This is a genomic window from Aliiroseovarius sp. ABM4_368 (assembly GCF_056161205.1).
This window is the reverse complement of the sequence record NZ_JBSWYR010000006.1, coordinates 49,932-63,595: the sequence shown is the minus strand read 5'-3', so window position 1 is coordinate 63,595 and position 13,664 is coordinate 49,932. Positions and strand designations below refer to the sequence as shown.

Sequence of the window (13,664 nt, the reverse complement as noted above, 5' to 3'; positions counted from 1 at the left end):
TCATTTCTCCTTTGTTGGGTAAGTTTGGTGTTTCAAATCCGGCTAAACGAGTTTCGGATTCCGCGTAAAATCCGGTCAATAACCATCGCGACAAGCGCAATGGCAATCCCGGCCAGCAAGCCTTTGCCTGCCTGTGCATCTCCGAGCGATGCCGTGACAATTGCACCCAGACCCTCGGCTCCGATGAAGGCCGAGATCGTCGCCATGGACAGCGCCAGCATGATGGTCTGGTTTAGCCCGGCCATGATCGACGGGATGGCCATGGGCAATTCGACTTTGCGCAGAAGCTGGCGTTCCGACGACCCGAAGGCCAAAGCGGCTTCCTTGGTGCTTTCGGGAACTTGACGAATGCCAAGCGCGGTTAGCTTCACCATCGGTGGGATGGCAAAAACCACGGTCGCGATGACGGCTGGGGGTTGTGAGATGCCAAAGAACGCGACTGCTGGCACAAGATAGCTGAGCGATGGGATGGTCTGCATCACGTCCAAGATCGGTTCGGTTATGAACCGCGCGATCTTATTCTTGGCCATCCATATCCCGGCCGGAAGTCCGACCAATATGCAGATCGCCGTGGACACGACAACCAGCGCCATCGTTTGCATTGCGACCTGCCACAGTTCGAACACAGCCAAGAAGCCAAGGGACGAAGCGACAAAGATGGTCGTTCCCTTGCTTGTAAATGCCCAGCTCAGCGCGATGAACAGAAAGGCGACGACTGGCCAAGGGGTCTGCATGAAGGCGACCTCGACCCGGATCAAGGATTGACGCAGCACATGAGTGACCGCATCAAAGATCCCGGCAAAGTTGGCCCGCAGATAATTGATCGACTTGTCGATGCTTTCCGAGCTGTAGGTGAAGATATTCACCACGCGGCCCTCGACCGGGTCTTTCACGATGCGGATCACTTTGGTGGCGCCTTCGTCGCCTGCGGCAATGGCCTCTTCATCGGGCACGCTGCGGAAGACCACGTCCTCGGGCGGGTCGATCCGGGCGACGGTCGGGAAATCGTCGATGAACCAGCAATCGAATTTGTCACGCGCAGTGATGGCGCTGAACTCCTCGACGGATGAGACATCACGTTCGGTCTGACGCAAATCTGCGCGGATGGCAGAGCGGCGCGCGTTTTGTTCGTCGGTGCGGTCTGAGATCGCGTCCAAGCTTCCTTTCTCAGCCTTCAAGTCATTTGCAAGGGTGGTTAGCCCCGGCAACAGATCGGCCACGTTCTGCGCACCATGCTGCGCCAACAGCGCCTCGACCGCTTCACCCGCGCGAATATTGTTCAGACAGGCGCGTTCGTCCAGCCGTTGCTGGGTCGCGCGATAGATGGTCAAGGGGGCGACCAGCGCGATGATCACCGCGGCAATGGCAACCCGCTTCATCTCGATCCCGCTGGCCACGCCCTTGTCGGTGCGCCAGCGTGTGTATTGCGCGTAATAGAACCTGTTCGCGCTGCTTCCCATCCACAACCGCCCGGCAATTAGGGCGATCACCCCAACGGTCCCGAAACTTTGGATCCAGCGCGAGTACCTCTCGATCAGGGTCACGTTGTCGGCGGCATTGGCCTGCGCCTCGGCCAGAAGCGGCGAGAATTTGACCACCTGCATCAGGCAGACGATGGCAAACACATCCAGTGCCAACGAAATCCAGAACATCAGCCAGACGCCGCGCAGGGCAGCCCAGAACCATGGCAGCAGCAATCCCCAGATGTTCATATGCCAACGGGGAAGTTTCCCGCGCTGCAACTGTTCAAAGACCGGCGTGTAATAGCCTGCGTTTTCAACCGCGAAAGCCTCGACCGAGACGTCGCGATCGTCGACGATGCGCTGTTCAGCGCCTGTTCCTGCGTGGGTGCTCATTCGTCCGCACTCCCCTGTAGTCCGTGCAACAATGTGGTCTTGTCGACCACGCCAACGACGGCCCCGTCAGATTTGATCAGGACTGGCAGATCGGATTGGGTGGACAGGCCAACCAACGTGTCCAAGTCCTCCTCGGGCCGGGCTTCGGGATAGGACAGGCTAAGGTCCAGCGCCCCGCGTTTGGCTTGGTATTCATCTAGCGAGACCATGATCTTTGAGGCAGACACCAGTTTCAGTCGCGAAATTCCCGCAACGAAATCAGCGACATAGTCGTCAGCCGGGGCGGTCACGATGTCCTCGGCTGTGCCGATTTGGACGATTTCGCCATCCTTCATTATGCCGATGTGATCGCCCATGCGGATCGCTTCATCCAAGTCGTGCGTGATGAACACGGTGGTCTTTTTCAGGTTCGCGGATAGACCCAGAAATTCGTCCTGAAGGTTGCGGCGGATCAGCGGGTCGAGGGCCGAAAACGGCTCGTCCATCAACAGGATTTCGGGGTCAGCCGCCAGCGCGCGGGCCAGCCCGACACGTTGCTGCATCCCGCCCGAAAGTTCCGAGGGCAACCGGTCGCCGTACCCGTGCAGGGACACTGTTTCCAGCGCCTGATCGGCCAACTGCCCGCGGTGATAGGCATCCATCCCGCGTAGCTCTAGCGCGAAGCCGATATTGTCGCGCACAGACCGATGCGGCAGCAGCGCCATGTTCTGAAACACCATCCCGATCTTCGTCCCGCGCAAAGCGCGCAGCGCGTCAGGCTTCATTTGGCCAATGTCTTCGCCCAGAATACGGATCGAACCAGCCGAGGGTTCGATCAGCCGGTTGATATGGCGCACGAGGGTCGACTTTCCGGACCCCGAAAGCCCCATCAAACAGAAAATTTCGCCTTTACCGACCTTGAAACTGGCGTCTTTTACACCGACGACAGCGCCGAACCGTTCCAGCACCTCGGGCTTACTAAGGCCCTCGGCCCTGATGGCGGCCATCGCCTCGTCCGCGCGGTCACCGAAGACCTTCCAGACACCATCAATTTCGACAACAGGTTCGCTCATGCGCGGGCCCTTTCGCGTTTGGGATCAAAGAATGGGATGTTGCAGACAGTGGCGGTCAGCCGTTTCATATGACCGTCCATCTGCCCTACTTCTAACGTGGTGCCGTTGTCGGCATGTTCGACCGCAATCCGAGCCATCGCGATGGCGCATTCGAACATCGGGGATTGCGTGGCCGAGGTGATCGTCCCCACCACCCGTTCGCCCGCATAGACATGCGCGCCGTGGGCCGGGACGTCGTTGCAATCGAACTTCAGCCCTTTCAGCACCCGGCGCGGGTCGCGGGCGTTGCGTTCCAACGCGGCTTTGCCGATGAAGTCCGATTTCTTCAGATCGACGGCGAAGCCAAGCCCGGCCTCGTGGGCGTCGATCCCAGCTGCGAACTCCGCCCGCGCGGCCAATCCTGCTTCGATGCGAATGGTTTCCAGTGCCGCGGATCCCATTGGCGCGATGCCAAATTCCTTGCCCGCTTCCATGATCGCATCCCAAAGCGCGGGCGCGTCTGAGGCTGCACAGAACAGTTCGTATCCCAGCTCTCCTGTATAGCCCGAGCGGGCGAGCATAAACGGTGCGCCATCGCGGTCGTTTAAACGGGCGATGGTGACTCCGAACCATTTCAGATTGTCCAAAGTTGGATGAGAGGGCTGGGTGAAGACGATCTTCTGCAAAACATCACGTGATCGCGGACCCTGAAGGGCCAAATTCGGCAGCGCCCCGTCCATCCCGTGAATGCGCACTTGCAGGCCTTCTTCGCGGGCGATGTCTTCGAAAACACGGGCGCTTTCTTCACTGCCACAGCACCAGCGGAATAGGTCGTGTCCGATGCGGAACAAGGTGCCATCGTCGACCACCGTGCCGACCTCGTCGCAGATCAGCGCATAGGTGCCACGCCAAACCGCCAGACGGGATACGTCGCGGGTCATGGCACGTTGCAACAGACGTTCGGCATCCGGGCCGACAATGTCGTACTTGCGCAAGGACGACATATCTTGCAGTGTCACGTTTTCCCGGCAAGCCCAGTATTCGCCGACCGTCCCGACGCTTGGAAAGCTGACCGGGGCCCACAGATCGCGGGCCGGTGCGAAATGGGTGGTCAGTTTCGAAGTAGCGGGATGAAAAGCGCTTTCCTGACTAATCGACATGGGCGCATCTTCCTTTTCACGATAGGCAACAGCACGCCGGATTGGCGTGTCAGGACGATAGATGCGCACATGCACATCCGTAGGGTTCCACCCGTTTATCGGGTCCAGATCATCGGGGCAGGCGGTGCTTACACAGACCAACCCATCAACCGCTTTCATCGCCACGTAATCGCCAGGGCGGGAATAGCTTTCTTCGGTGTGAATCTGTTGCGTGTGCGCGTCGATCCAGGTGTTCCAAAAGAAGTTGATCGCAGGCCAAGCGGGGCGATAGGCAACCCCGAAAGGGTCCAGCGCCATCGAGATATTGTCCGAGCAGTTTACGTGGCCGGGATATCCCCGATCCTCGTATCCGCGTGCGGTGCAGGCCATGCCGAACGTGTCATGTCGCCCGCAGGTGTCTTGCAGAACGCGCATCATCGGGCGCAGATCTTGGTCATAGAATTTGTCAAACAGGCCGGGTCCGGGATAGGCGCCGCGCACCATAGACCGGGTCGCGGTGCTATCGATGCCACGTTCGATCCCTGTTTCCAACGCATCGCGGCGCAAGGCCATGAAATCCGAGCATTGCTGACCTTCAACGTCGATGATTTGAAGAATTTCGCCGGGGTTCAGTTCGTATGCTTGTGCCGTCCCGCGCTTCACGGTGAATTCATCGCGCGTGTCACCCAAAAGGGGGGGCAGGACCGCGCGCGCGCCGGCATGCTCCGGCTTGACTGCATATTCGATCACGCCCTCCGAGGACGCGCTGACAAGATCCGCGCTGTCTTGCGGGTGGATCAGCCAGACCGAGCACCGAGCCGTGGCTTTCAGCACCACCAGATCGTCAACCTGGACTTCTGCCGGGAATAACGGTGCAGATTGGTCGCCGCCGTGGTTCGAAATCCACGCTAAAAGAGGGGCACTAGAAAACGCGCTGGCCGCGACCTGTGTGCCCTTTACCAGCCCCAACAGCTTTGGCGATTGCTGCCCGGTCTCGCTGAATACCAAAACGCGCAGGGATTGGTCTTCAGCGAGGGGACGCAACGACAGCAGATCCTGAGCACCAAGCTTCAACAGCTTTGCTTCACGGGGCGCGATACGGGCACGCAGTGTTTCAGATTTTGCGGGAAAACCGGGGAATGCCCGGCCAGCACCGGCAAAGCCGATGTTGCTGAAGCTGCGATGTATTGCCTTGTCCAACATGGAACCCCCAGGCTCAGACCTCTAATGTAACTAGTTACACAGCAATCAAATGCATTGAGTCAAGGATTATTGTAACTGGTTACATTTCGTGTTTATGTGGGCCATGGCTCAACGGCGTGAAAAGAAGCGGGCAAATCTTCGGGATGTGGCAAAGGCGGCTGGCGTATCCGTGGCGACGGTGTCGCGGGTGATGAATTCGCCCGATGTGGTGCAGAAAGAAACGCGCGAACGTGTCGAAAAAGCCATTACCACGCTTGGATTTCACCCCAGCGCCGCCGCCCGAGCGATCAACAGCGGGCGTACCAAGATCATCGGCGCACTGGTGCCGACGCTAGACAGCGACATCTTTGCGTTGACCATCGAAGCGATCGAAAAGCGGCTTGGGGATTTCAGCTTCTCGCTGGTGGTTGCCACAACGGGCGAAGACCCCGACATGGAAGCACGCAAAGCAAAAGAACTGGTTGATATTGGCGCAGAGGGGCTGATTCTACCCGGAATTTCACACAGTGACAAACTGTATGCGTTGCTGGAACGGTCCCGGGTTCCTGCGGTCGTAATCTCGTATTTCGAGCCAAGTTTCCGTTACCCAACCATCGGTTATAACAATTACGAGGCCGCACGACTGGCGTTGGATCACCTGTTGGACCTAGGCCACAAACGCATTGCTGTCGTCCACGGACCAACTGCACAGAACGACCGCACCCAGCAACGGGTCGCGGGCGCGTCGACAAAGGCCGATGGAGTCGCGGTCAGCTATATCGAGACCGACCTGACGGTCGCGGGTGGCACGGAAGCGGTCAAGCAGGCCAGCGCTCAGAACAGTAAAGTTGACGCGTTCCTGTGTGTCTCGGACGTGCAGGCGTTCGGAGTGCTGTTTGAATTGCAGCGCATGGGGGTCTCGGTTCCTGATGACGTGTCGGTCATGGGGCTGCACGATTTGCCAAGCGCGTCGTTCATCACCCCCACCCTGTCGACCATCCGGTTGCCTGCGCGGGAAATGGGATACCGCGCCGCCGAGGGGCTGGCGAAATGGGTGCTGGATGACATCAGACCCAGCCCGATCTGTTTGCCCAACACGCTGAAACTGCGCGAATCTACGGGGCCGGTTCCAGCAAAAGGCATTCAGTGGACGGACAGCACCTGACAAAGCCAGGATAGAGCCCCAATCTGCCTGCGCGCGTGTGGCGCGCAAGCAGGGTTCAAGCTTCTATCACTCGGCGTTGAAAACGAACAGCGTTTCGCCGTTAATCTTATAGTCGTTGATCAGCGCTTTTGCCGTGTCCGACACCAACCATTCTTCCAGCTTGGTGGCCAGATCGGTTTTCACATGGGGATGCTTTTCCGGGTTCACAGGCAGATAGGCATACTGGTTGAACAAGATCGGATCGCCCGAATACAGCAGCGCCAGATTGCCTTTGTTGCCAAAGTTCAGCCAACTGGCTCGGTCTGCCATGATATAGGCGTCCATCCCTGCGGCTGTGTTCAAGGCTGCCCCCATTCCCGCACCAACCGCATTGTACCATGCACCTTCAGGCGTGATGTCCGCCCCTGCCCACAGGCTAAGTTCCTTTTTGTGCGTGCCGCTGTCATCGCCGCGACTGACGAAGGGGGCTTGGGCTGTCATGATCCGGGTCAACGCGTCTGCTGCGCCTTCGGCATCCGCGATCTTCGCGGCATCCAAGGACGGACCGATGAAAACGAAGTCGTTATACATGATTTCACGGCGGTGGGTGCCAAAGCCGCCAGCCAGAAACTTATCCTCGGCTTTGCGGGAATGGACAAGGATGGCGTCTACGTCGCCTGCTTCGCCTAGCTTGATGGCTTGGCCGGTGCCAACGACCAGAAGCTGAACGTCGATCCCTGTGTCTTCTTTGATCTGGGGCAGCAAAATGTCCGACAGGCCCGAGTTATGGAACGAGGTCGTGACCGCCAGCTTCATCTCGTCCGCAAGGGCGCTGGTCGCCATCAGGGCAGTGGTTAAGGCGGCAATAATAGTCCGTTTCATTCGACAATATCTCCTTTTAGGAATGCTTTGGCTTGTGTACTGGCTTTGCCGCCGAAAAACGCTTCGGCGGGGCCGAGTTCGTGGATGTTTCCTTTCAGAAGGAACAATACCTCGGTGGCTAGACGTCGGGCCTGACCCATGTCATGTGTGGACATAATCAGCCGGGTGCCAGCGGCGGCGGCCCCGGTCAGAATCTCTTCGATTTCACGCGTGGCCCGCCCATCGAGCGAGGCACAGGGCTCGTCCAGGAACAAAAGCTCGGGCTGGGTGATCAGGGCGCGAGCAAGGGCCAGCTTTTGCCGCTCGCCACCTGACAGATGCGGCGCTTGGCGATCCAGCATGTCGCCAAGCCCGACCTGTTGGGCGGCCAACGCAGCTCGGTCACGCGCCTCGGCGCGCGACTGACCGGCCAGCCGCAGCGGATAGGCCAGATTGCCCAAAACCGACCGACGCATCATGATCGGGTGTTGGAATACAAACGCCTGATGGGCCCGCGCGTCTTGTGCCGGGCAGGCCCAGCGGATGCTGCCGCCCCCCAGCCTAGCGATCCCGTGCATCATACGCAAAAGTGACGTTTTACCAGCGCCATTGGGACCGATGACAATGGTCACGCCTTTGGCTTGCAGTTGAAGGTCCACAGGACCAACAAGCGTCTTGCCCGCGCGGCGCAACATTGCGCCTTCCAGTGTGACAGGGAAAAGATGGCTCACCAGCGCCCCCCCCGTTCGGTCTGTCCGATCACGTGGATGGCAAGGTTCACAGTGATCGCCATGGCAATCAGGACAAAGCCCAGACCAAGAGCCAGTGCGAACTCGCCCTTGCCAGTTTCAAGCGCGATGGCGGTGGTCAAAACCCGCGTGTGATGGTCAATGTTGCCGCCGACAACCATGATGGCGCCGACCTCGCCTATGGCGCGGCCAAATCCGGCCAAAGATGCCGTCAAAAGCGCCCGCCGACCGTCCCATAACAGCGCCTGAATGCGCTGAAGCTGAGTAGTGTTCATCGAAATCAGAAGGTCGTGATAGTCGGACCAAAGCTCTCGCAGGGCTTGATGCGCAATCGATGCGATCAGTGGCACGATGATTATGACCTGCGCGATGATCATCGCCGTGGGCGTGAACAAAAGGCCCAGAACTCCAAAAGGCCCCGACCGGCTGAGCAGCACATAGACAATCAGACCCACAACTACTGGCGGCAGTCCCATAAGTGCGTTTAGAACGGCAATGGTCACCCGCCGCGCGCGAAACCGGCGCACCGCCAAAAGTGCGCCCAAGGGCAGAGCGATGGCCGACGCGATGACAAGCGCAGTTAACGTGACATACAAAGACCGCAGCGTGATCTCGACCAGATCCGCATCAAGCGTAACAAGCAGCCAAAACGCCTCGGTTATCCCGGACCAAATTTCCAAGATGTCATCCTTTTACGCAGTTCGCAGGATCATGGTCATAATGTCCGACCTACTGCGTTCCGATCAACCACATCATAGACGATAGAAAAACCGAATTCTGTTGCAGAACCGGCAATTTGGACAAATTGACCGTCGCTTGGTGGGTGCCTGTGCCTCTGCCTGCCAATTCGACCAAGATGTACCCTGTGCGTGCGCCGTGATGCTGGCGTGCAGGGCCGAGTCTGCTAAGCTTGTGGAAGTTGTTTTGCGCAAGCCCGGAAGGAAGCAAATTGAACTCTGTCCGCCTGAAGCTTTTGGTGCTGGCTTTGGCACCTTTGGGGGTGCTTTTACCGCTTCTAATGTTGCTTGCGATGGCGCGTTGGACCTCGGATTATGACAAGCTGTTGATCTCGAAAGTGGACAGCGATCTGCGCATCGCCGAACAGTATTTGGGTCACATTCTAACCGGCACCGGGGCAGGGGTGGCGGCAATTGCAGAGTCGCGTGCGTTTGAAGCAGTTCTGACCCAAGAGGATGACAAACGCACGGCGTTTCTGGAAGGGATGCGTGCCGATCAGGCGTTGGATTTTTTGTACTATCTTCCAGAAGGTGACGCCGAAGGCGCCCGCCGTTGGCCGGTCATTCAAGCTGCACTGGATGGGGCGCTTTCTTCGCACATCGACATCTTCGCGGCGGATGATCTGGCGGCTTTCCCTCAGCTTTCAAACCGCGCACGGATCGATCTGATCGAAACCAAGGCCGCCGTTCCCACAGACCGCATTGTCGAAGATCGTGGCATGGTTATTCACACCGCTGCCCCGGTTGAATTACCCGATCACCGCGGCGTGCTGGTCGGGGGTATCTTGCTGAATCGCAACCTTGATTTCATTGATACGATCAACGCGCTGGTCTATTTGAACGCCGCCACCGATGGGGACCGACAGGGCACCGCGACCTTGTTTTTGGAAGACGTTCGCGTGTCGACCAATGTCCGCCTATTCGAGGACGTCCGCGCCCTTGGCACCCGCGTTTCAGCCGAGGTCCGCGCCGAGGTTCTGACCGAAGGCCAAACCTGGCTGGACCGCGCCTTTGTGGTGAACGACTGGTATATTTCTGGCTATATGCCCCTGATCGACAGTTTTGGCGAACGGGTTGGCATGCTTTATGTCGGTTTTTTGGAAGCCCCGTTTTCAAGCGCTAAACGTGCGGCTTATTTGGCGATGCTTGCGTCTATGGCGGCGGTGCTAATTCTGACGGCGCCGCTGTTTTTACGGATGGCGCGTGACATATTCTCGCCTTTGGAAAAAATGACAAGCACCATGAAACGGGTGGAACGCGGAGACCTTGCGGCGCGGATTGGCGATGTGGGGCGCAAAGACGAAATCGGGCAGGTTGCCACCCATTTGGACACGCTTTTGGATCAGGTGCAGGAACGCGACCGCGCGTTGCGAAGCTGGGCGGACGAACTGAATGACAGGGTTGATCGGCGCACGGCCCAGCTGCGTGCGGCCAAGGACAAGCTGGAAGAAACATTCCAGCAGTTGGTAACATCCGAAAAGCTGGCCTCGATCGGCGAGATTACTGCGGGCGTGGCGCATGAAATCAACAATCCCGTCGCGGTCATTCAAGGCAATGTGGACGTGATGCGCCAGACCTTGGGTACGGATGCCGAAGGTGTGAAAACCGAGCTGGATCTGATTGACCGACAGGTGCAGCGCATCGACGGAATTGTTGGCAAGCTGCTGCAATTCGCGCGGCCCACCGATTACTCCGCCACCGGCGAGGGGGTCGAGCTGTCGCAATTGGTCGAGGATTGCCGCGGGTTGATCGCCCATGTGCAGCCCCAAGAAGACGTGCGCGTGACAACTGATTTTGCCGCCGCACCGAACGTTGCAATCAGCGCGGGCGAAATGCAGCAGGTGGTGGTGAACCTGATGGTGAATGCCGTGCAAGCGATGGACGGGGTGGGCGAGATGGTGCTGACCATCCAGCCCTCCAAGAATGACGATCAAGACGGGGTAAAGCTGACGGTTGCCGATAGCGGGCCGGGGGTTGATGCGGACAATCTGAACCGAGTGTTTGACCCGTTCCACACCACCAAACTGGGCGAAGGCACCGGACTGGGCTTGTCGATCAGTCAGACGCTGATCCAGCAGGCCGGGGGGGCGATTTCAGTCGCGAACCGGCCCGAGGGCGGGGCGATCTTTACCGTTTGGCTGCCCGTAGTTCAACCTGACGCCGACTGATCGCCATCCCCTCACATCCCCCATGAGGCGCATTTTCGATCCACCGTTTTGCGCGACACACCCAAACGGCGCGAGGCCTCGGCGCGGTTGCCGTCACAGGCATCAAGCACGTTCAGAATGTGGCGCTTGGTGACCAGATCCAGCGTCTCGATCGCGCGCGACCCGGTGACGTCCCCGCCGCCAGTAAACTCGTCCGGGAATGCCCCAAGGATGACCGACCGTTCGATCATATTGCGCAGCTCGCGCACATTTCCGGGCCAGTTATAGCGGCTGATCTTTAGCAGCGTGTCGTCGTCCAGATCCAGCCCCGGCAAGGCCAGTGTCTTGGAAAACTGGTCCATGAACAGAGCTGCCAATTCGACGATATCTTCCGCCCGGTCCTTCAAGGGCGGCATGTCGATATTGACCACATTAATCCGGTGATAAAGGTCCGCGCGGAACGTGCCGTTTTCGACCGCCGCGGGCAGATCGGCGTTGGTTGCAAAGAAGAACCGCAGATTCAGGGGGATGTCCCGTTCGGCACCCACGGGGCGGATGCGCTGGTCTTCCAGCACACGCAACAGCGCGGCCTGCATTTTGTCAGGCATCTGTGCAATTTCGTCCAGAAACAGCACGCCGCCATCGGCCAGCAGAAACAGCCCGTCACGCCCCTGTCCATCTTCGTTGATCACGCCGAACATGTCTTCGGCGCAATTGTCTTGCGAGATCGCGGCGCAGTTCACCGCGACAAAGGGTTTCTTGGCCCGATCCGACATGGCGTGAAGCGTGCGGGCGGCGACCTCTTTCCCTGTGCCGGATGCACCGGTGAACAGAACTGGGGTCGGCATCGGAGCCAGCCGGGTCATCATATCACGCACATTGTTGATGGGTATTGAGTTTCCCAACAGGCGACCGCGTGCGGTGCCACCTTCAACCGCCAATTCGTGTTTCAAAAGCGAGTTGTCGCGTCGCAGGATCTTGCGATCCAAGGCGCGGGCCACTGCATTTAGGATTTGATTGGCGCGGAAAGGTTTCAACACGAAATCTGCCACACCAACACGCAACGCTTCAATCGCGGTTTCCAGATCGGCATAGGCCGTGATCAAGACCGCGTCGGAAAACAGGCCAACTTTTCCCTGTTCCCGCAACCAGTCCAGCCCGGTTTTTCCGGGCATGATGTTGTCCAGTATCACAAGGTCAAAATGGTTCCGATCCAACGCGGCCGAGGCTTCCATGGCCGAACCCGCTTGTTCCACACGCTTGCAGCGCGGCGTCAGAATTTTGGTCAGGAAGTTGCGCATGCCGGGTTCGTCGTCGATCACAAGGATCGACGCGCCAGCAAGGCTTTCTCCGTATTCGTCGTTCATGATCGGACCTTAGTTTCTGACTGCAGCACCAGAATAGCGGTCAGACGAGGAATAGCCCAGCGTTCCCAGAATATTGTTGGCCCCGATGGCAATCACGATAATTGCCGCAAAGCCCAAAAGCATCGCTTTCATCTTTGGTTCTCCGTCATGGCGCCCGTATGGGCACCGAAAATCCTTGATACCCCGCCGCAGATCTGTCGCGGCGGGGTCTGATTACTCGGCAGGGGTTGTGCTGCCTTCACCTTCCTCGGCGGCTTTGTATTCTTCCAGCCAGATCGAGTGGTGTTGCTCGGCCCAGGCCTCGTCTACTTCGCCCGAGCCCATCGCGTCATAGGCACCTTCCATACCGACCGAGCCGATATAGATATGCGCCAGAACGATGGCCATCAGAACAAAGGCAAGGATCGCGTGCCAAGCCTGTGCCAGTTGCATTTCCTCTTGCGGGGCAAGCTGCACTGGCAGCTCTCCGAAGCCGACCATATGCGGCAAGCCAGTGGCATTCAAAATGTTGAACGTCTTTGCGAAGAGCGGCAGATCGAAGGGGAACAACAAGGACACGCCCGTCAGCGAAATCGAGCTGCCGAACAGAACCACGGACCAAAAGATCATTTTCTGACCTGCGTTGAACTTCTTGGCTGGGGGGTGCTCGCCGCTGAACAGAATGCCGCCGCCTTTCTTCAGCCAGTGAAGGTCAGTGCGGTTGGGAATGTTGTGAACGACCCACATCACAAAGATCATCGCAAGGCCAAGGATGAAGGCCCAAGATACATTGTTGTGAACCCATTTGGACCAAAGCAGCAGGAAGGCGTTGGCGTCCTTGCCGAACAAAGGCACAAGGAACACACGGCCAAACAGGACCAGTAATCCGGTCACGCCTAGCAAGACGAAGGACCCAGCCAAAAGCCAGTGACCGAAGCGTTCGATCGCTTTGAAGCGGGTGACTGTTGTTCCAGCGCGGCCAGCGTCAATTTTGATCCGGCCATTCAGAAGATAGAAAGCCACAAGGGCTGCCAGCGTGCCGACCAGTAGCCAGCCGCCATAGGTGCGCAGCGTGGTGTCGCGGAATTCAAGCCAGCGCATTCCGCCGTCTTGAACAAGAACCGTCGCAACGTCCCCGCCAGCTGAAACCTTTACGTCCGCAGTGCCATAGCGCAGCGCGCGCCATGTTTCGGCATCCGACACGCCGCCTAACGTGCCAAGCTGTGCGGCAATGCCGGCAGCATTGTTCGGATCGCCCACGGCATCAGACCGGAAGCTGTCGTCAATTTGTTGCCCGGCCTGACGAGCCAGAATGTCTTCCAACGTCTGCGCTCCACCTGTGGCGGAACGGTCAATGGCCGGTGTGTCTTCCTGTGCAAACCCGGCCGGGGCCAGCGTCAGCATCAGGACAAGTGCGAGTGCCATGCGCAGCATGGTCGCTCCTCCTTGAAACAAGTGTTTTGAAGTGGGGC

The 13,664-nt window shown here is 58.5% G+C and carries 11 protein-coding genes; 2 read left to right on the top strand and 9 right to left on the bottom strand.

Features of this window, described 5'->3' with window-relative positions; all coding sequences use genetic code 11:
- Positions 1-32 precede the first annotated feature (32 nt).
- From ACXAH3_RS15280 to ACXAH3_RS15270, 3 genes are read right to left on the bottom strand one after another with little or no spacing between them, the layout of a single operon-like run.
- On the bottom strand, positions 33-1,856 hold the full coding sequence (locus ACXAH3_RS15280; protein ID WP_474862996.1) for an ABC transporter permease: 1,824 nt from the start codon (positions 1,854-1,856) through the stop codon (positions 33-35).
- A complete protein-coding gene (locus ACXAH3_RS15275) occupies positions 1,853-2,908 on the bottom strand; it encodes a quaternary amine ABC transporter ATP-binding protein (protein ID WP_474862995.1) in 1,056 nt (351 codons plus the stop codon). Before ACXAH3_RS15275 ends, ACXAH3_RS15280 begins: the two co-directional genes overlap by 4 nt.
- On the bottom strand, positions 2,905-5,229 hold the full coding sequence (locus ACXAH3_RS15270; protein ID WP_474862993.1) for a DUF1989 domain-containing protein: 2,325 nt from the start codon (positions 5,227-5,229) through the stop codon (positions 2,905-2,907). Before ACXAH3_RS15270 ends, ACXAH3_RS15275 begins: the two co-directional genes overlap by 4 nt.
- Before the next feature lie 103 nt (positions 5,230-5,332).
- Here ACXAH3_RS15270 and ACXAH3_RS15265 point away from each other — a divergent pair, with 103 nt between their 5' ends.
- Positions 5,333-6,373, top strand: coding sequence for a LacI family DNA-binding transcriptional regulator (locus tag ACXAH3_RS15265; RefSeq protein WP_474862991.1), 1,041 nt, complete (start codon positions 5,333-5,335; stop codon positions 6,371-6,373).
- A 66-nt stretch (positions 6,374-6,439) separates the two neighbouring features.
- On the opposite strand, the gene ACXAH3_RS15260 is transcribed toward ACXAH3_RS15265, so the two are convergent.
- From ACXAH3_RS15260 to ACXAH3_RS15250, 3 genes are read right to left on the bottom strand one after another with little or no spacing between them, the layout of a single operon-like run.
- Positions 6,440-7,234 (bottom strand): ABC transporter substrate-binding protein, encoded by a 795-nt coding sequence (locus tag ACXAH3_RS15260; protein WP_474862989.1) that lies wholly within the window; start codon positions 7,232-7,234, stop codon positions 6,440-6,442.
- Positions 7,231-7,908, bottom strand: a complete 678-nt coding sequence (locus ACXAH3_RS15255) for an ATP-binding cassette domain-containing protein (protein ID WP_474863093.1) — start codon at positions 7,906-7,908, stop codon at positions 7,231-7,233. Before ACXAH3_RS15255 ends, ACXAH3_RS15260 begins: the two co-directional genes overlap by 4 nt.
- Positions 7,909-7,940: 32 nt before the next feature.
- Positions 7,941-8,645 (bottom strand): ABC transporter permease, encoded by a 705-nt coding sequence (locus ACXAH3_RS15250; RefSeq protein ID WP_474863091.1) that lies wholly within the window; start codon positions 8,643-8,645, stop codon positions 7,941-7,943.
- Positions 8,646-8,911: 266 nt separating this feature from the next.
- Here ACXAH3_RS15250 and ACXAH3_RS15245 point away from each other — a divergent pair, with 266 nt between their 5' ends.
- Positions 8,912-10,867, top strand: coding sequence for a sensor histidine kinase (locus tag ACXAH3_RS15245; RefSeq protein ID WP_474862987.1), 1,956 nt, complete (start codon positions 8,912-8,914; stop codon positions 10,865-10,867).
- 11 nt (positions 10,868-10,878) lie between these two features.
- Here the strand turns inward: ACXAH3_RS15245 and ACXAH3_RS15240 are convergent, their stop codons facing one another.
- The 3 genes from ACXAH3_RS15240 to ACXAH3_RS15230 form a co-directional block, all read right to left on the bottom strand.
- A complete protein-coding gene (locus ACXAH3_RS15240) occupies positions 10,879-12,213 on the bottom strand; it encodes a sigma-54-dependent transcriptional regulator (protein ID WP_474862985.1) in 1,335 nt (444 codons plus the stop codon).
- A 9-nt stretch (positions 12,214-12,222) separates the two neighbouring features.
- Entirely contained in the window at positions 12,223-12,345 is a 123-nt protein-coding gene (locus ACXAH3_RS15235; protein WP_474862983.1) for a hypothetical protein, read from the bottom strand.
- Positions 12,346-12,426: 81 nt separating this feature from the next.
- Positions 12,427-13,626, bottom strand: coding sequence for a formate dehydrogenase subunit gamma (locus ACXAH3_RS15230; RefSeq protein WP_474862982.1), 1,200 nt, complete (start codon positions 13,624-13,626; stop codon positions 12,427-12,429).
- Positions 13,627-13,664: the final 38 nt, after the last annotated feature.

Coding starts and splice junctions, on each gene's coding strand:
- ACXAH3_RS15280 (WP_474862996.1), bottom strand. CDS start 1,856: ATGAGCACCCACGCAGGAACAGGCGCTGAACAGCGCATCGTCGACGAT.
- ACXAH3_RS15275 (WP_474862995.1), bottom strand. CDS start 2,908: ATGAGCGAACCTGTTGTCGAAATTGATGGTGTCTGGAAGGTCTTCGGT.
- ACXAH3_RS15270 (WP_474862993.1), bottom strand. CDS start 5,229: ATGTTGGACAAGGCAATACATCGCAGCTTCAGCAACATCGGCTTTGCC.
- ACXAH3_RS15265 (WP_474862991.1), top strand. CDS start 5,333: ATGGCTCAACGGCGTGAAAAGAAGCGGGCAAATCTTCGGGATGTGGCA.
- ACXAH3_RS15260 (WP_474862989.1), bottom strand. CDS start 7,234: ATGAAACGGACTATTATTGCCGCCTTAACCACTGCCCTGATGGCGACC.
- ACXAH3_RS15255 (WP_474863093.1), bottom strand. CDS start 7,908: ATGTTGCGCCGCGCGGGCAAGACGCTTGTTGGTCCTGTGGACCTTCAA.
- ACXAH3_RS15240 (WP_474862985.1), bottom strand. CDS start 12,213: ATGAACGACGAATACGGAGAAAGCCTTGCTGGCGCGTCGATCCTTGTG.
- ACXAH3_RS15235 (WP_474862983.1), bottom strand. CDS start 12,345: ATGAAAGCGATGCTTTTGGGCTTTGCGGCAATTATCGTGATTGCCATC.
- ACXAH3_RS15230 (WP_474862982.1), bottom strand. CDS start 13,626: ATGCTGCGCATGGCACTCGCACTTGTCCTGATGCTGACGCTGGCCCCG.